This is a genomic window from Paenibacillus sp. MDV22-iso6 (assembly GCF_058408365.1).
Window position 1 is genome coordinate 494,309 of record NZ_JBZVDZ010000004.1, and the last position, 16,681, is coordinate 510,989.

General features: G+C 43.9%; 18 protein-coding genes. 5 read left to right on the plus strand and 13 right to left on the minus strand.

Features of this window, described 5'->3' with window-relative positions; translation table 11 throughout:
- Positions 1-47: 47 nt before the first annotated feature.
- Positions 48-911, minus strand: coding sequence for a GNAT family N-acetyltransferase (locus AC4PM4_RS14275; protein ID WP_491613895.1), 864 nt, complete (start codon positions 909-911; stop codon positions 48-50).
- Between the two features lie 197 nt (positions 912-1,108).
- Complete coding sequence (locus AC4PM4_RS14280) at positions 1,109-2,599, minus strand: glycoside hydrolase family 43 protein (RefSeq protein ID WP_491613896.1); 1,491 nt, start codon at positions 2,597-2,599, stop codon at positions 1,109-1,111.
- A gap of 177 nt (positions 2,600-2,776) precedes the next feature.
- On the opposite strand from AC4PM4_RS14280, the gene AC4PM4_RS14285 reads away from it, so the two are divergent.
- Complete coding sequence (locus tag AC4PM4_RS14285; protein ID WP_491613897.1) at positions 2,777-3,679, plus strand: ArsR/SmtB family transcription factor; 903 nt, start codon at positions 2,777-2,779, stop codon at positions 3,677-3,679.
- Positions 3,680-3,784: 105 nt separating this feature from the next.
- On the opposite strand, the gene AC4PM4_RS14290 is transcribed toward AC4PM4_RS14285, so the two are convergent.
- The 8 genes from AC4PM4_RS14290 to AC4PM4_RS14325 form a co-directional block, all read right to left on the minus strand.
- Positions 3,785-4,258, minus strand: a complete 474-nt coding sequence (locus AC4PM4_RS14290; RefSeq protein WP_491613898.1) for an NUDIX hydrolase — start codon at positions 4,256-4,258, stop codon at positions 3,785-3,787.
- Positions 4,259-4,285: 27 nt separating this feature from the next.
- On the minus strand, positions 4,286-4,777 hold the full coding sequence (locus tag AC4PM4_RS14295; protein ID WP_269054393.1) for a GNAT family N-acetyltransferase: 492 nt from the start codon (positions 4,775-4,777) through the stop codon (positions 4,286-4,288).
- A gap of 62 nt (positions 4,778-4,839) precedes the next feature.
- Positions 4,840-5,250, minus strand: coding sequence for a DUF6157 family protein (locus tag AC4PM4_RS14300; RefSeq protein WP_491613900.1), 411 nt, complete (start codon positions 5,248-5,250; stop codon positions 4,840-4,842).
- 66 nt (positions 5,251-5,316) lie between these two features.
- The gene (locus tag AC4PM4_RS14305; protein WP_491613902.1) at positions 5,317-5,745 is read right to left on the minus strand and encodes a GNAT family N-acetyltransferase; all 429 of its coding nucleotides are present in this window, start codon (positions 5,743-5,745) and stop codon (positions 5,317-5,319) included.
- A gap of 179 nt (positions 5,746-5,924) precedes the next feature.
- Positions 5,925-7,151, minus strand: a complete 1,227-nt coding sequence (locus tag AC4PM4_RS14310) for an amidohydrolase family protein (RefSeq protein WP_491613903.1) — start codon at positions 7,149-7,151, stop codon at positions 5,925-5,927.
- Between the two features lie 123 nt (positions 7,152-7,274).
- Positions 7,275-7,943, minus strand: a complete 669-nt coding sequence (locus tag AC4PM4_RS14315) for a DUF1361 domain-containing protein (protein WP_491613904.1) — start codon at positions 7,941-7,943, stop codon at positions 7,275-7,277.
- A 361-nt stretch (positions 7,944-8,304) separates the two neighbouring features.
- Positions 8,305-8,859, minus strand: a complete 555-nt coding sequence (locus AC4PM4_RS14320) for a methylated-DNA--[protein]-cysteine S-methyltransferase (RefSeq protein WP_400346147.1) — start codon at positions 8,857-8,859, stop codon at positions 8,305-8,307.
- 64 nt (positions 8,860-8,923) lie between these two features.
- Positions 8,924-9,628: a DNA alkylation repair protein gene (locus AC4PM4_RS14325; protein ID WP_274568190.1), complete on the minus strand. Its 705-nt coding sequence runs from the start codon at positions 9,626-9,628 to the stop codon at positions 8,924-8,926.
- Between the two features lie 396 nt (positions 9,629-10,024).
- Between AC4PM4_RS14325 and mgtE the strand changes: the two genes are divergently transcribed.
- A complete protein-coding gene (mgtE, locus tag AC4PM4_RS14330; protein ID WP_491613905.1) occupies positions 10,025-11,395 on the plus strand; it encodes a magnesium transporter in 1,371 nt (456 codons plus the stop codon).
- Positions 11,396-11,528: 133 nt separating this feature from the next.
- Here mgtE and AC4PM4_RS14335 read toward each other — a convergent pair whose 3' ends face one another.
- Positions 11,529-12,032, minus strand: a complete 504-nt coding sequence (locus tag AC4PM4_RS14335; protein ID WP_491613906.1) for a hypothetical protein — start codon at positions 12,030-12,032, stop codon at positions 11,529-11,531.
- A 157-nt stretch (positions 12,033-12,189) separates the two neighbouring features.
- On the opposite strand from AC4PM4_RS14335, the gene AC4PM4_RS14340 reads away from it, so the two are divergent.
- A complete protein-coding gene (locus tag AC4PM4_RS14340; protein WP_076287827.1) occupies positions 12,190-12,771 on the plus strand; it encodes a LysE family translocator in 582 nt (193 codons plus the stop codon).
- Positions 12,772-12,792: 21 nt separating this feature from the next.
- On the plus strand, positions 12,793-13,569 hold the full coding sequence (locus AC4PM4_RS14345; protein WP_076287826.1) for an AraC family transcriptional regulator: 777 nt from the start codon (positions 12,793-12,795) through the stop codon (positions 13,567-13,569).
- Positions 13,570-13,706: 137 nt separating this feature from the next.
- Here AC4PM4_RS14345 and AC4PM4_RS14350 read toward each other — a convergent pair whose 3' ends face one another.
- Positions 13,707-14,273 carry a hypothetical protein gene (locus AC4PM4_RS14350; protein WP_076287825.1) on the minus strand — a complete coding sequence of 189 codons (567 nt, stop codon included), beginning with the start codon at positions 14,271-14,273 and terminating at the stop codon, positions 13,707-13,709.
- Between the two features lie 145 nt (positions 14,274-14,418).
- Between AC4PM4_RS14350 and AC4PM4_RS14355 the strand changes: the two genes are divergently transcribed.
- A complete protein-coding gene (locus AC4PM4_RS14355; RefSeq protein ID WP_491613907.1) occupies positions 14,419-15,087 on the plus strand; it encodes a phosphatase PAP2 family protein in 669 nt (222 codons plus the stop codon).
- A 129-nt stretch (positions 15,088-15,216) separates the two neighbouring features.
- Here the strand turns inward: AC4PM4_RS14355 and AC4PM4_RS14360 are convergent, their stop codons facing one another.
- The gene (locus AC4PM4_RS14360; protein WP_491613909.1) at positions 15,217-16,650 is read right to left on the minus strand and encodes a glycoside hydrolase family 1 protein; all 1,434 of its coding nucleotides are present in this window, start codon (positions 16,648-16,650) and stop codon (positions 15,217-15,219) included.
- Positions 16,651-16,681: the final 31 nt, after the last annotated feature.

Below are 16,681 nucleotides of genomic sequence, written 5' to 3' on the forward strand. Positions count from 1 at the left end.
TAGTCCTCCCTTCGATTTCATTAAGTATAGTTTCTATCATCATTTCTCTACACGACTCTATAAACCAAGTGAGATGTTTCCTCTCCTGAAAGAAAACCTAATCTGGTATATAAATAGTCAGCCTTATTTCCTAATGTAACGAATAAACGAATGGTTGGAGAGAAACCTTCCAGATGAGAAATCGCCTTGGATAACATATATCTTCCCAAACCCTGATTACTATAGCACGGCTTAACTGCTATATCATACACAAGAGGTATATCCTCCCACATCGAAATTAAACAAAATCCAACGACCTCGTTTGTCTTTTTATCTACTAAAATCGATGATGCATTCAATAGCTCATCCTGACGGTTATGTTCAAAATAATAACTCACGTCATCCCGATATGTATCCAGATTTCCCTCATCCATTCCTCCACGATATGATTCGTTCATGACTTGAACAATGCTTGGCAAATGCTCCAATTTGGGTTTAATAGAAATAAAATCAGTATGCAGGTCATTTTCAATCTTCTCCGTAGGTCTAATCATACATTTTCTTGTGTTTAACACTTCGAAACCAGCCGACTTCAACACATCAATATGTTCAGCCAGAACATTGTATGCATCTACCTTTGACTGACCCCCTGAATTTTGAATGGCATAATTCTTTAAGAAATGAACCAGATCTACAGTCAACATGGACGGAGGAATCATGAAGAAAGATCCGAGCTCACTGCTTGTCAAAGAAATCCCGCCCACTCGTTGATTGTCTTGATAGATCCAATAACAATCACTTGCGTCTAACATCATTTCTTGAAGAGATACCCAGCTCGGTCTAAACCAGATATTCTTTCTATACGTCGCAAAATACTTGGCATAGCTAGTTTGATTCGCTGCTACTAACGAATATGAAGTCTTATCACTCATTGCCTTCTCCCTCTCTACTACAACTTACTTCTCGGTGGTTATCCAAATATGTTGTAATCTATATTTGATTCTCAGCATACAACTCATTCTTTGCTACGGCTATATAATACATAAACAAGTGCTACTACACTTTTGTTTGAGAAATCACGAGAATTGACAAAAAAAGAGAAGGAACACAAGTCCCTCCCCTTACCTTTTCAGATATAATCACACTTAAATTTAGAAAACTCAGCTACAGAACCCTCTCCGCTCGCGTATAGACCAATGAGCACCCCTGTAAATCCCCCGGCAACTTCTGAGGAAAGGTATTTCGTCTGTGCTGTCCCTAAGAGGATATCCTTGCCATCTGCATGAATAAGGAAGCTGTAGCGTTCATGGCTTGCCTGTATAACCAATGTGGCATGATGATTACTTCCCAGTTCAACTTCATTTTCGACTGATTTGATATCCCCAATATTCAGACGCTCAATCACCTTATACCCGCTCTGCTCTTTGCGAATGGCCAAGTCATAATGGTGCTGTTCATCCATGTAGATGGTGATGCCTGCCTCGCCATTCGTAAGACTAACGTCAACAGAGATGGTCGCGTCAAAGTCTTTTTGACGGAGCCCAATGAATGTCGGGGATGCTGGAACATCCAGTGTCACTTCAGTTCCTTTTAACTTTATGTTGCTTTGCTCTAACAAGTAATTTTCTGTATTAGGATGACGAAGATAACACCAGTCCAGATTCCAATCCGTGTTCTCGAACGTATAGCTTTTCTTCTCTTGTTGAATGACTATGTCGGAAATACGATCAGTTTCAAAACTCATAAGCGTCGTACCTTCATGCCCTGCCGTAAACCAGCCTTCCTCATCAAAGTTAACTGGCGTAAGGAATACTTCTCGGCCCAGATGATGATAGGTAAGCCACTGCCCACTCTGACGGAATCCCAAATGGAAGATCCACCAATTCCCTTCCTGGTCCTGGATCAGGTCACCATGGCCAACCCCTTGTAGTTCGTAACCGCCCAGATTACGGTTGGTCAGAACAGGATTCTTGGCATAGGGTTCGAAAGGACCCGAAGGAGAATCTCCCCGCGCATACGTGACCATATGACCGTATTCGGTTCCGCCTTCAGATGCCATGAGGTAATAGTATCCATTGATTTTATACAAATGTGGGCTTTCCAGATAACGTCCGCCTGATCCTTGCCATATTGAACGGCTTGGAGTCTTTTTGCGACCTGTTTCAATGTCAATTTCACACTGAATGATTCCCCCAATTCCTTCATCGTCGGTTCCGTTGCTCATAAAGAAGGCCTTACCATCTTCAAAATACAAATCCGGATCGATTCCCCCTTGATCCACAATAATCGGTTCTGACCACTCCCCGTATATATCATCAGTCCATATATAGAAATTCTGACGCGTGGTGTCGTTCGTCGTGGTCATATAGAATCGCCCGTTGTTGTATCGAATTGTGGGGGCGAAAACTCCGCCGGAGCTGCTTACGGTCTCCAGATGAATTTGGCTTTTTCGGGTTAAACAGTGACCGATTTGCGTCCAGTTCAATAAATCTTTGCTTTCAAAAAGCGGGACACCCGGAAAATACTGAAAAGAACTGCACACCAGATAATAAGTGTCATTCACCTTGCAGATGCTCGGATCTGGATAGAACCCTTTAATGACGGGATTATTGTATTTCACTTGAGCCACCTCTTTTTCTCTAATTTACATATTTAAGAATCCAACTTCATAAGCAGATAAAAAAATTAAACACTATCGCAATCATTCTTTCAATGCGTTAGAGTTGAAGAGTCAAGTTAATTTCGTTAAATTAATATATATATGATTTCAATAGATCTGGTTAGGAGATTGTTAAGGATGATCAAAGCGAACGGAGATCCAAAATTCATACCGTTATACGAAGCGCTGGCAAGCGAGGTTAGATGGAGGATCATGGATATGATTGCACCTAGCGAAATGAATGTGAAGGATATTGCAGCTGCGTTAGAACTTAGCCCCTCCATCGTCACCATGCACATACGAAAGCTTGAGCAAGCCGGACTGATCGATAGCCGCCGGATACGCCTGAATGGAGGCACGCACAAATTGTGTTTCCTCAAACAAAATAACATCGAGATCGAACTACCATCCGCCAGCCGGACAGCAAGAATTAGAGAACAGACAATTTCAGTGGGGCACTATACTGCATTTGAAGTCTATCCTACCTGCGGTCTTGGGACGCATGAGAAAGAAATCGGTGTTTGGGACGACCCACGCTACTTTCTTGATCCTGAGCGGGTTCACGCAGCCATCCTTTGGTTTGGAAGAGGTTATGTCGAATACAAAACACCTAACTATATGCTTCCTGACGAGACTGCTAACGCCATTGAGATTTCAGTGGAACTGGCTTCTGAAGCCCCGGGTTTAAGAGATCATTGGCCATCGGATATCCGATTTACGTTTAACGGCATTTCACTTGGAACTTGGACAAGCCCCGCTGACTTCGGAAGAGCTGCTCGAGGCAAATATACGCCGACATGGTGGCATCGCAATGTGAATCAATATGGATTATTAAAGACGATTCGTGTTGATAGCTCGGGTACGTATATGGATGGAGAGCGGATGTCGGACGTGACGATCGAGGATATCAAACTGGAGCAGCCATTCTGGACGCTTCGTTTCACAGTTGACGAGGAGGGGGCTAACGTCGGGGGATTAACACTTTATGGTTCCGGGTTCGGCAATCATGACCAGGATATTGTCATACGCGTACAACGCTAATCTTTCTTTATGTAGTAACGAATAATCCCGTTCTTCTCTTCAAACGTATTCCTTTGAATGAACGGGATACTGCTGTACGCAGTTAAAAAAGCCTTCTTCTCACCATTACTTGGTTCTTATATGCCTTACCATAGACCCATTTTCTAGTTTTTGTTCCATTAACAATTCCAGCAATCCATCAGGAACTAGCTTTACATCATCCATTGTTGTTGAAAAATAAGTGATTGGTTTCCAACATGCTTTATAGGGGATAGAGCCTTCTATTCCAACAAATTCTTCCTGGTTGTATTGAGATTTATCTATAAATGATGCTTCATAGATAAAATCAATTTCATGACCTAATTCATCTTCTACTCCAAAAATATTTTCAATAACGGAAATTAATCTGGACTCTTCGATCTCTTGATCCAACTCTTCCTTGAGCTCCCTGATCAGAGTTTTCTTACTGTTCTCACCGAACTCTATCGTTCCACCAATAGGTCTGTAGAAAGTAGTTGAAATATCCGGGAAGTTAATTTCCTGAACCAAAATGCGATCTTCTTTCCTCAAAATAGCTAATGAGACAGAACGAATTTTCATTTTTTTCTCCTTAACCTATGTTTGTTTTTATTCTTTCGTACTAAATGTCTGAATATACTTTCTGGCATCGTCTCTGAATGTTTCCGTATAATGATCATTTGTATAATCTTTTAACACCTTTCGCCAAAACGCTATTGCAGGAGTGTTACTCTCCATCTGAGCAAGTGCCCAATTGGCTTTGTATAACTCAAATGTCTGCATCGCAGCAGCATATCCAACTCCACTTCTTCTAAACTTCTTCAGGATCATAAAATCATAGATTACATGTGTAGGATCTGGATCGGTATCTAAATTTTCAAGTAGTACAATCACAAAGCCGGCTATAGTGCCAGAAATCGTAATGAAATATGGCCTCCACCTGTTATCACCTTCCCAAATGAAGTCAATATTCCCATCGTATTTGCCTTCTTGATTGATATCCTCGCTTGTAAATTCGCTGAAATCATAATGGTACAGTTGATACAGATTCGATAACATATTTTTCTCTGCCAACGTTACTGGAGTGAGGTCTACTATCATACTGCCTCCCTATAGTTCTCTTTTAAATTTCACGCTGAGCATTGGTGCTCCAACGGATAGAGCTATTGACGGCTCGAACGCATCGCCTTTACATGTTTTAAACTGCTGTCGTTTAAGAACTCTTTATAGACTTCGGATTCAACGGCGTAGATCGCCACTTTTCCTTGTGAATTATGATGAATACCCCAACCGTAACGCTTACCCAACGAAGAAGTACGAAGACAGGGTTGTCCCTTAGAGAAAAACTTGGTTCTCTCTATGGATCTTTGTTCGTCGGGTATATGATTGCGCTGCGCGAACACTTCAAACATGACATCCTCTTGCGTATATTGATAAGGGTGGTTTGTTATCATTTCATATTGTAAAACTGGAACGGTTTTGCCGCCGTTTTTGGCTTTGGGGATCTCTGCCACTTTAACAGGACAATCTTCTGCTGCTGCAATGAAAGTTTCATAATAGTTCATGTCTTTCATCTATATATCCTCCCATCTATTCATAAAAAAATATGGATACGAATATACAATCAAGCTTGAGCTGTTTTATAAATATTTCTTAAAAGCCTTGCTGGATTCCCCATCGTACCCTAACTTCGTGTAGAAGCCGTGTGCTTCGTACCTGGATGAACCGCTGGTGAGAAAAACCTTTATACAATTTTTCTGTATGCATACATCCTCTATATACTTCATAAGTTCAGATCCATATCCCTTGCTCTGCACATGTTCCGTAATGATAACCCGCTCAACCACGCCAAACGGTCTATTTTCCACCAAAGCATCCAGACAAATATGTAAATGCGCAGTCCCAATAACCTGATCACCGACTTCGTAAACAAATAAGAAACTGTTGGGATTATCCCTTACTTCTTCTATCCGCTCTGCCAGTACCTTCGTATTCAGGTTGTTCGGTAATAATTCTTTGTACAACCTTTCAATTACCTCGATATCCCTTGCTTCGGCCTCTCTGATCATCAGGTTCCACTCCTCAACTTAAATAGTAAATTAAATGATAACTACGTCCATAATAACCCAAAAAGCGGTATATGCGAACAGTAAATTCCTCTTTTTCCACCTGCTGATTAGCGGTTCTTTCCTTACAGGTCCAGAACAAAAAACCACGGTTTCCCGTGGTCCATCCATTCCAGTATGCTCTATTCTACCGATCCACTTACCAGTCTTCCTTCAAACCATACCGCTTGTCGCGCAGACCTTCTGGCAACCGCCTCTGCCGAGCAACTTGCTTCTACTAGTACAAAACTAGCTGTATCCCCTACCTTCGGCCATACCTGTTGTCCCTCTGAATCCAGTGGAGTGATACCACTTGTGACAAATGCAAGAGACTGAGCCAAGGAGCGTTCATCGTTATACCCGTACAATTCGGCAAAACGGCCGGCTTTCTCCAGTTGATCTCCATTGCCAAATGGAGACCAATGATCCGTCAAACTGTCTGTCGCCAGCTTCACGTTCACCCCATGTTTATGGAGCATCGGAAGTGGCATCATCATTTTACCGATAGGCACGGTCGAAGCAACGCTCATACCAAGGGAGGCCAATCGCTTGGCCATATCTTCCGCTTCTTGCTGCTCCGCACGGGCGAACCAGAACGCATGGCTTACGGTAACTTTACCCTGAAGTCCTGCTTCTTCGGTCAGATCAGCCAATTGCAGCAACGTTTGTTTACCCGGTTCTCCAGAATCATGCAAATGAATATCGATACCTGCCTGATATTGAACAGCCAGTTCGACCATTGCGTTAAGCGATTTCTCGATATGCTCGTCCACGGTGTGAGGATCCAGTCCACCTACATGAGTGGCCCCTTCTGCCATGGCTTGACGCATGAGCTCAACCGAATTAGAGCGGAGAAGTCCATGCTGTGGGAAAGCGACGATTTCAGAGGATATTTTGCCCGAAAATGTCTCCAATGCCTGCTTTGTCGCTTCCAGCCGTTTCAACCCGCTGACCGGTTCAATATTGCAATGACTGCGCACATGGGTAGACCCATATCCCTGAATCAGGCTCAGAATGCTCTCCGCCTGACGCTTTGCATCGGGTAATAGCTTGGGCAGCAACACTTTCTCTTCTTCGATACGTTCGAAAATGCTGGAGATGCGTCGAACCGCTTTCCATGGTGCATCATAATACGTTTTATCCAAATGAATATGGGCTTCCTCGAACGAAGGCAACAGCAGCAATCCTTTACCATCAACCTTTGGCAACTCGCTTGTTAATTCCGTATCCCCATCCACGATGGCTGTAATGACTCCATCTTCAATCCGCAGATGACCAAGGCTCGTCCGGGTGCCAGTTACCTGCCCGTCTTCCATTACATAACTTTGCTCCAATGATACGTTGGTTAACCAGTATTCCTGCTTCAACATAGTCACTCCCTCTTTCCACTCGGTCTATCGAGCATCGAGTACCGATTCATCTGTGGTCAATGGTACCATAGGACCTCATTCAGCAAAAATAGTTAAAACGTTGGTGTTCCATACGATTATCGTCTAGATATTATTGGACTTCCCCATTAGTATACGAAGTGTAATATATCCCAAAACTTGAATCACAAATACCATAGCCACAAATTCAACCAGAATGCTGTTGCCCGCACTTAAATCAGTCATGATATCCTTCAAAATGAGGCCAGGCTGCTTCAAGACATCCCAACTATTCCACCGATTAAATCTCCCGATGTATACCCCTAGACTGCTCAGAAGTAAAACAACGCCTACAACTACCATACCGCTAAATGGGTTTAATCGTTTATTTAACAATTTGTGGACTTGATGTATGGAGCAAATGGACAGAAGTAAACCCAGTATGGCTACGACAAACGCTAGGGTAAGGCTATACCAAAAATCAATATTAACCCAGAATTTAGTTTCCCCCTGAGGATCAAAGTATCTGAATGCATGCAAAATTTCTGTGAAAAGATATGCCGAATTCGGTAGAAAGAACAACCAGCCTGCACACATTACCCCGACTAGTGCGATGCTCGTTCTTGTAAGTTTCTTATTGCTTACATAACTAATCGTTGATGAAATGATGAATGGAACCCATGCCAAAAAAATGTCCCACGTTAAAAATTGATACATGTTCGTGTTTGTTTTGGTACGCAAGTAGTGAACAACAAGTAGACAACCTATGGTAGCAACGATCAACACAATACTCATTTTTAAATAAATTGTATTTTTATTATTGTTCATTTCTTCGCTTCGATTTCCCTTTCCTTGGTGGTATGCAAGTGCAGTCCTGATAACCTGATCATCCATTTCATAAACGAACTGTGACTCCGCCTTCCTAGTAATACACGTCCATCATAACCCAAAATGTGGTTTATGCGAAAATAGCGGCGTGAACCCAGAAGGAAAAGAAAAACTTTTGTGGTATTTGCATTCCTCTTCCATTCTCCTCACTCCTAACAGTAGAGAATGCAAAAAAACAGGCACTAGGGAGTGCCTGTACATATTTAGAACCAAGCAAAGTACTTAGCTAATAGTTCACTGCTTCTTTTTTATATGAAATATATGATGATCAGAAATTAAACCGCGCATGGCCGCCATCCGTCACGCCTTCGATCTGTTCAATATCCAGCAGTCTTCGCTTCATCTCCAATCCTCCGCGAAAACCGGTCAGCTTGCGGTTGGCACCGATAATGCGATGACACGGCAGCAGCACCGGAATGGGATTGGCTCCATTGGCTGCCCCAACAGCTCGCACTGCTGAAGGTCTTCCCACCGCAGCCGCAATATCGCCATATGTTCTTGTCTCACCATAAGGAACATTCCCTAACTCCGCCCATACCTGCTGTTGGAATGTCGTTCCGATCAAATCGAGTGGTATTTCGTCTGTGAAAGCCACCTTGTTTCCGGCAAAATAGGATTGCAGCCAATCCATCATGCCCGTATGCTTCAACGCTGCTTGATTCTCTTCGAGCTCCACTCCAGGAGCAATTCGGCCAATCCAACTACTCCAATCTTCCAGCGTTTCATTGGGCATGATGACACGGCATAACCCTTTTTCGGTGGCAAGCAATACCCACGGACGACCGTCTAATTCCATTTTGGTCCACTTGATGCTTTTTCTCATACGTCAATCGTCCTTTCCCCTCGTAGGTTTTATATCTGGTTTCTTTTCTCGTTATGCACACATACTACACACGAATCCGTTTTATCGCTTTCCGTCTCATGCTGCGGATGATCTGCTTCGTCTCCGGATCAACACGATAGGACTCCGTTATTTTCTGAAGAGCCTTATTATACGTAAAGTCGTCCAAGGTATTGTCCTGCAAATAACGTAGCGTGGCTTCAGGCTGTTTCACATAAGCGATGGAAATCGCCCAGGCCACTGCCATTTTCACATAGTACCCTTCGTGATGAATGGTATCTAATGAAGCAAGCACTCTGCTGATATATTTTTCTTCCATATAAAAGTTCAACAGCATTACAACCCCGAAGCGAATGTCGTATTCCTGGTTGGATACCAGATAGGCCTGCAAGAACTGCCACACTTGATCCAGATGTGCCTTTGTATATTTCAAACCACCGCAGAAGCTGTCGCATACAGACCAGTTATCTATTTTGGGAACAAACCAGGCAATATGCTGCAGGAGTTCCTCCATATCTGCTTGGGCATGACCGATGACCATCGCTTGCAGCATCACTTCTTCAAAATAATCATCATCAGCGGTTTTCAGGTAGGCACGCCAGTCCTCTTTGACGATTTGTTTCGCCATCTTGCGTATTTCAGGCAGTCTCACACCTAACAGATTCGTGATATTCGGAATGAGCGCAGCCGAGAATTTCTGATATTCCGGTTCGACCAGAGATAACAATTGTGTTCTTACAACCGATTCCACATGTCTCCTCCTCATCGGGTTTTCTACAACAAGTATATCCCGGCAGCATCCATTTGTAAGCCCATATCGAATGTTTTAGCAAGATTACAATATCCATTTCCCGTGGTCACTGTTTAACTTTCATTCCATTTCGTTTAAGAATACGGAGTTGAAATATGTTCAACCAAACATTTACACAATAACGGAGAGGACAGAAATAACCTGAAGAAGCGAAGCGTTCGCCTGAAAGCTTTCTGAAAGAAAGCTACATCGGAAGCATAAGCTATCCCCGGATTTCCCCTTTTTCAGAAAGGAATCAAAAAAATCTGGGGATAACAGCGATCGGAAGGTTGTTCTGTCATCGGAGTGCCAGTGTAAATATTCATTTGTTGAACCCATATAGAAAGGAGACTACATATGAATCGATCCCATCCCAAAAAAGATTTTTCGGTTGAAGAAATTACAGAGCTCCTTGTGCAATTCGTGCAAACCCAAAACCTGACCGAATTTTACAAATGGGCCAAAGAACTTCATCCCTACGACCTTTCTCTGGTATATAAAAAGTTCCCTGAACAAGAGACGAAACGCTTCTTGCTCTTATTCAAACCGGACGTTCTCGCCGACATGGCAGAAGCGCTCACGCTTCACGAACAGGTGCATCTATTCGAACAGTTAGGCCCGGAGCGCACTCTTGAAGTCATGCAGCAAATGGACAAAAGTGATCTGATTCGCTTCATGCATGATCTGCCCCTCCAACGCAGAGAAGAACTGTTGTCCAATATGAATCTCGACCATTCAGCCATTATCCGCTCCGTGCTGAACTATCCACCGGAAACGGCTGGACGAATCATGACCGATCGTTACCGTACCCTGTTATCGCATGAAACCGCAAAGGGAGCACTGAGAGAATCGCAGGCTACGCTGCACAGTCCTGCGACCAGTTATCTGTATGTCACCGATGATGAAGGCAAACTGGTCGGAGTCGTGAGTTATCAATCCCTTGCTCAGGCAGATGACAACACCAAAGTGGAAGAGCTGATGACTCGGCGTGTCATCCATGCAACAGTCGATATGGACCAGGAAGAAGCTGCACAGCTGCTGCAGCGTTATGAGTTTATGGCTTTACCTGTCGTGGATGAAAACCGCAGATTATGCGGTGTTATCCAAATGGACGATGTCATTGATATTATTATGGACGAAGCCAGTGAAGACATCGCCAAGATGGGTGGCGGCAGTAAAGATATCGATTTTGATACCAAACCATTGGTTGCCGTTAGACGTCGCCTTCCATGGCTGATTTTATTGTTATTTATCGGATTGATCTCAGGCAGCATCGTGGATTTTTTCGAGGACACGCTGAATCAGGTTGTGGCGCTGGCGTTCTTCATGCCCATGATAGCCGGTATGACGGGGAATACGGGTACACAATCCCTTGCAGTGGTTGTACGTGGCTTGATTGGACGTAAGCTGGACAAGGCCACAGTGCTCGCGCTTATTGGCCGAGAGATTAAAGTAGGCACCATGATTGGACTTGTATGCGGTTTGCTGATCACGGTCATCGCCTATTTCTGGCAAGGTGACTGGCTGCTCGGAGCAATTATTGGAGTATCACTATTCTTCACCCTGGTTATCGGAACACTGACCGGTACTTGTATTCCTCTTCTGCTCAGTCGTTTCAAAGTAGACCCTGCGGTCGCCTCCGGCCCATTAATCACAACGCTGAATGATATATTGTCGTTGTTTATCTATTTCGGCATTGCAACCCGTTTTCTGGATGCCTTAATGTAAATTAGCCTTTCAGTCTTTATTCATTGAACAGGTGCTTTAATACAGTAACCAAAAGACTCAACTTCCTTTTTACATACAGTGAAGTTGAGTCTTTTGGTGTTATTTTCAATCTAAAGGAGAACTGCCTTATGCTTCATTTTAATGTATTTGCTATTTCAACTAATGTTTGATAATCGTATAACGGTTCAAGATTGTTATTTTTTCCTGAAATAAGAGAGTACGTTAAACCCTCGTTTCTCCAATAGATGGCACTTATATGTCCGTCTCCTTGGTCCCACGTTTGCGAACCATTAGATAATTTTTGACCTTTCTTCCCATTCGGAGGTGTATCAACCTTTGAGTTTGTAATCATAGTGATCAGGTTCAATCCTTCATCCGTATTTGCATACGTGATTTCTACTGCTTCAAATGTACCATTGGTATCTAAAATCCTTGCTGATTTTTGAGTAACTTGGAAAGGAACTGACGGTTGTTTGATTTCAAACGGGGTCCTAGCTTCCGCCTCTTCAAATGAAATTTCAACTGGAGGACTTAGATCCAAATTATTGATCAGTTGGATACCTTTCCCATTTTTTAAGCAGGCAGACAATAAAAGAGGTATCATACATAGGAACAGCAACTTACTTACAGCTTTCATTTAATCACCTCGATATCAGAGTAGTTACTTCTATGACGTTTCTATTAGCTGGAAAGTTATGTTTTTTTCCTGCTCATGTGCATTCTGCTGCAATAATGTACTATAAGCCAATGCCTCCCCGGAGTATGATCATGTAACTACAACTCGGGGAGGCCCTATGAATCTTACATCTTTTTTCATCTATTGCATTGTCGTTACCTTCACACCTGGCCCCAGCAATATTGTGATTCTCACTTCCGTCGGACAGGTTGGTCCCCGGAAAACGATGGAGTATGTGTGGGGTGCCACCGTTGCATTTGGCTTATTACTTGCTGCTTCTGCTCTTCTCAATCATGTACTTGCTGAGGTATTGCCTGGTATTCTCCAAGTGATGCAGATTGTGGGTAGTGTTTATATGATATATCTGGCTTATCAAGTCTATAAAATGGGTTCCACCGAGACGGGATCGAAGCAAGTTACGGGGTTTCTAAACGGTTTAATCATGCAGTTTGTGAATCCAAAAGTAGTTCTGTTCACGTTCACAGTTATTCCCAGTTATGTTCTGCCGTACTACGATAGCACCATGTCAACGTTTCTGTTCGTGATCATTATTACCATCATCGGCTTCTTGGCCTATTCCAGTTGGGCCGTGTTTGGCTCCATCTTCAGAACCTTACTCAATCGTCATCAAAAAGCAGTGAGTATCCTAATGGCCCTTTTTTTGTTATACTCAGCCATCATGGTATCGGGAATCATCTAACGCGCGGGAGGTGTGTGCAGCATGGAATTGTTTAACTATAAGAAATCACAGGACGTACTGGCTCTATCCGCCAGCTTTACGGATTTCACCTATAAAAAGCATTGCCACGAGGAATATGCAGTAGGAGTCACGCTTCGCGGTATTCAGCAATACCATCTGGACGGACATTATCAGGCCTCCCACAAAAACGGCGTGATGTTATTCAACCGGGAGCAGTCCCACGATGGAAGTTCCTATGACAAAGCCGGTATAGATTATGTCATGCTATATCTGAAGCCGGATTTGGTCGAAGAGGTTCTAGGGAAAAAGGAATTGCGTTTTAATAGCCCCATCGTCTATGACCCTGTGCTTGCACGAAGCATCCTGATGCTGAATGATGCTATTCAAAAAGGACAGGATGAAGCGAAATGCAGTGAACTGCTCTTGGGCCTGTTGCAATTACTCTCCCAGTCGGAAATGGACACCAAGTTGTGGCGGCCTCAGGACAATCTGGTTCGAAAAGCGAAAGAAATGATGTTTTGCAGTATTGAAGATGTGCTGAAACTGGACGACCTGTGTGCGGAATTCAACATGTCCAAGTTTCAATTTATCCGCGAGTTCAAGTCCCATGCTGGCATATCGCCTTACCAGTTTTTTCTGAATTGCAAGGTGGAGCGTGCCAGACAGTCCATTGAAACGCATAAGGATGTTTACTCCGCTGTAGCCGAATGTGGTTTTGTCGACCTGACTCATCTGAACAGACACTTTAAACGAGTATTCGGTATCACGGCTTATGAATATATGCTGCAGTTAAACTAATTTAATCGGTACGATTATCCGACCAAATGTATTAAATCCCCGCTTGGAACGCGAGTTTACCTCAATGTTCCACACGGGGATTTTCTTTTCCCTTCCGTTGCCGTGCTACCATTCTCCCTTAAATCAGATCCTAGCATTCACGCGCGCTTCTTCCTTCTCCAGATCCAGCCACTTACCAATACAAGCAATAGAATAACCCCACCATATATTATGAGATAAAATGACCAACTTCGTCCTTGATCGTTTTTTTCAAAATCAGCCTGACTCACTACTTTTCCTGCTCCCAGCAGCTTCAACGCGTCTCCAGCTTGATCAATGGAAACATTGCCACTGCAAAGATTCGTATGCAACTTATCGTCCATTTTATTCTGATAAGCAAAGATCAGATAGGATTGGTTCTTATCCAATTGAATCCCACAAGATTCCGAACCGGCATCATTACCCATGACAGTCATTCGTTTAGAAGAAACACCCTTCCATGCGGTATCCACTTCAAAGGTATATGCTCTCACTCGGTCAGTGCTAAATATCTGCACCCCACCCCTTTTCACCACTTTACCTGTAAAAACCGCCGTAGACGTCTTCAATTTCTCTTGGGCGTTCGATTCTACGCAGCTGCAAGCATAAGCTTTCTCCCCAGGAAATACCGTGTAACCCAATCCAACCAACAACAATATCAATGCAAACCATACTAAGCGCTTCATCCTTTCACCCCCGGCTCAGATTGCAACACCCTTCTTGTAATCGTTCACATTTTGTTTGAAGCTATATTTATTGTAAGATTATAGCATAATACGAATATTGTATTGAGCATCATCAGAATTCAGACACCTTGGAGGAAACCGTCACTTGAATCAGACTTTGAAAAAGAATATCTCCATCCCGCTGCTCGTTGCAGCGTTATGTCTCATTGCATTTGTAAGCATCGCCCTGTCCATCAGCGACAACCAGATCCACGTCTTTGACGATACCTTGATTGGTTGGATTCAGGGCATGGAATCACCCAGAATGACACGATTGATGCAGCTCTTTACCTGGATTGGCAGCGAGGTGCCTGTGGTTGTCATTACCATTCTCGCCATGCTTGTGCTGTATATCTACCTCAGGCACAAACGCGAGCTGCTCTTCCTGGCTTGTGTTATTACGGGCTCGACTTTGCTCAATGCATTGATTAAGCTGGTATTCCAGCGCGCCAGACCTACGATTAACCGGATTATTGAGGTGAGTGGTTACAGCTTCCCAAGTGGCCATTCGATGGCAGCGTTCAGCTTGTATGGCGGCTTGGCATTCCTGATCTGGAAGCATGTACCGACAGCGACTGGACGTGTATTCATGATTATCGTGAGCGCAATCTTTATCCTGACGATTGGAATGAGCCGAATTTATCTGGGGGTACACTATCCCAGCGATGTAGTGGGTGGGTACTTTCTGAGTGGATGCTGGCTTGCCATATGCATATGGTTCTATCAGCGACATCTGGAACGCCTTTCCCTGTTACAGTCCCAACCTCTCGCTTAGGCTTTTTCGCTCACCATGCAATGATCCAACCCATGCTTGAAAACAAACCAAACGTAAAGAACCTCATGGGTGCATCAAGCACCAATGAGGTTCTTTTACGTCATTATGGATCTATTTTACAGTGGCAACTTAGAGCTCCTCGCCATTGGATTCAATGACTTTTTTGTACCAGTGGAAGCTCTTCTTCGGTGTTCTGCTGAAATCACCATTGCCATCATTGTCCTTGTTCACATGAATGAAGCCATAACGCTTCTTCATCTCTCCCGTGGATGCGCTGACCAAGTCGATACATCCCCACATCGTGTAAGCGATAAGCTCCACACCGTCGGCAACGGCTTCTTTCATTTGTTCAATGTGACCTCTCAAATAATCAATCCGATAGTCATCTTGAATAGAGCCATCTTCCTCCACTAGATCCACTGCACCCAGCCCGTTCTCCACAACCATCAATGGAATTTGGTAACGATCATACAGGTGGTTCAGGGTATAACGTAATCCTTTCGGATCGATCTGCCAGCCCCAGTCGGAAGCTTCCAGATACGGATTTTTGATGCCGCCCAGCAGATTTCCCTCTGCTCTATCCAACGACTCATCCGCACTCTCGACCAAGGACATGTAATAGCTAAAGGAATAGAAGTCCACGCAGCCTTCACGCAGAGTCTGTGCATCTTCCGGCTGCATCTCGATCTGGATGCCTTCTTCGGCGAAGAAACGTTTGGCGAATCCAGGGTACGCTCCACGAACCTGTACGTCTCCACAGATCATGTTGGACAGCTGGTCCTTCTTCTGCGCGAGCAAAATATCGTCCGGATTGCATGTATTCGGATATGTTGTCATGAAAGCGACCATACAGCCGATTTGGAAATCAGGATTGATTTCATGTCCCAGCTTCACTGCTTTTGCACTTGCAACAAATTGGTGATGCAGCGCCTGGAAGCGGGTCTGTGGATCATCAACGCCATCGATCAATGTCTCTTTGCCTTCAAACAGGATACCTGCAGCCATATAAGCCCCCATTGGCATTGTCAGACAGTTGATCTCGTTGAAGGTCAGCCAGTATTTCACCTGATCTTTGTATCGGTTAAACAGGGTTGTACAATATCGGATATAACAATCAATCACTTCGCGCGAAGCCCAGCCGTTATATTTCTGGGTCAGACCAAATGGTGTCTCGTAGTGAGAAATGGTCACGAGCGGTTCAATGTTGTACTTTTTCAACTCGGCAAAGACGTTGTCATAGAACTGCAATCCCTCTTCGTTTGGCTCCAGATCATAACCGTTCGGGTAGATTCTGGACCAGTTAATGGACATGCGGAACATTTTGAAGCCCATTTCAGCCATCAGGGCAATATCCTCTTTGTAATGACCATAAAAATCAACCGCTTCATGGCTCGGATAATACGTACCCTCTTCCAGTACAGGCGTAATCCGCCGTGGTGTCGTGTGCGTTCCACCTGTCATCATATCGGAAGTACTTGGGCCTTTACCACCCTTGTCCCATCCACCTTCAAACTGATTGGCAGCCGTAGCGCCACCCCAGAAAAATCCGTCTTTCATCGACATCATCAATTCCTCCTTCTTGATCTTCCTAACA

What these genes read in the sequence shown, in the direction of transcription:
- AC4PM4_RS14305 (WP_491613902.1), bottom strand. Translation starts at nt 5,745, where the DNA reads ATGATCAGAGAGGCCGAAGCAAGGGATATCGAGGTAATTGAAAGGTTG.
- AC4PM4_RS14360 (WP_491613909.1), bottom strand. Translation starts at nt 16,650, where the DNA reads ATGTCGATGAAAGACGGATTTTTCTGGGGTGGCGCTACGGCTGCCAAT.
- AC4PM4_RS14320 (WP_400346147.1), bottom strand. Translation starts at nt 8,859, where the DNA reads ATGAGAAAAAGCATCAAGTGGACCAAAATGGAATTAGACGGTCGTCCG.
- AC4PM4_RS14310 (WP_491613903.1), bottom strand. Translation starts at nt 7,151, where the DNA reads ATGTTGAAGCAGGAATACTGGTTAACCAACGTATCATTGGAGCAAAGT.
- AC4PM4_RS14285 (WP_491613897.1), top strand. Translation starts at nt 2,777, where the DNA reads ATGATCAAAGCGAACGGAGATCCAAAATTCATACCGTTATACGAAGCG.
- AC4PM4_RS14300 (WP_491613900.1), bottom strand. Translation starts at nt 5,250, where the DNA reads ATGAAAGACATGAACTATTATGAAACTTTCATTGCAGCAGCAGAAGAT.
- AC4PM4_RS14335 (WP_491613906.1), bottom strand. Translation starts at nt 12,032, where the DNA reads ATGAAAGCTGTAAGTAAGTTGCTGTTCCTATGTATGATACCTCTTTTA.
- AC4PM4_RS14315 (WP_491613904.1), bottom strand. Translation starts at nt 7,943, where the DNA reads ATGAGTATTGTGTTGATCGTTGCTACCATAGGTTGTCTACTTGTTGTT.
- mgtE (WP_491613905.1), top strand. Translation starts at nt 10,025, where the DNA reads ATGAATCGATCCCATCCCAAAAAAGATTTTTCGGTTGAAGAAATTACA.
- AC4PM4_RS14290 (WP_491613898.1), bottom strand. Translation starts at nt 4,258, where the DNA reads ATGAAAATTCGTTCTGTCTCATTAGCTATTTTGAGGAAAGAAGATCGC.
- AC4PM4_RS14350 (WP_076287825.1), bottom strand. Translation starts at nt 14,273, where the DNA reads ATGAAGCGCTTAGTATGGTTTGCATTGATATTGTTGTTGGTTGGATTG.
- AC4PM4_RS14340 (WP_076287827.1), top strand. Translation starts at nt 12,190, where the DNA reads ATGAATCTTACATCTTTTTTCATCTATTGCATTGTCGTTACCTTCACA.
- AC4PM4_RS14295 (WP_269054393.1), bottom strand. Translation starts at nt 4,777, where the DNA reads ATGATAGTAGACCTCACTCCAGTAACGTTGGCAGAGAAAAATATGTTA.
- AC4PM4_RS14275 (WP_491613895.1), bottom strand. Translation starts at nt 911, where the DNA reads ATGAGTGATAAGACTTCATATTCGTTAGTAGCAGCGAATCAAACTAGC.
- AC4PM4_RS14345 (WP_076287826.1), top strand. Translation starts at nt 12,793, where the DNA reads ATGGAATTGTTTAACTATAAGAAATCACAGGACGTACTGGCTCTATCC.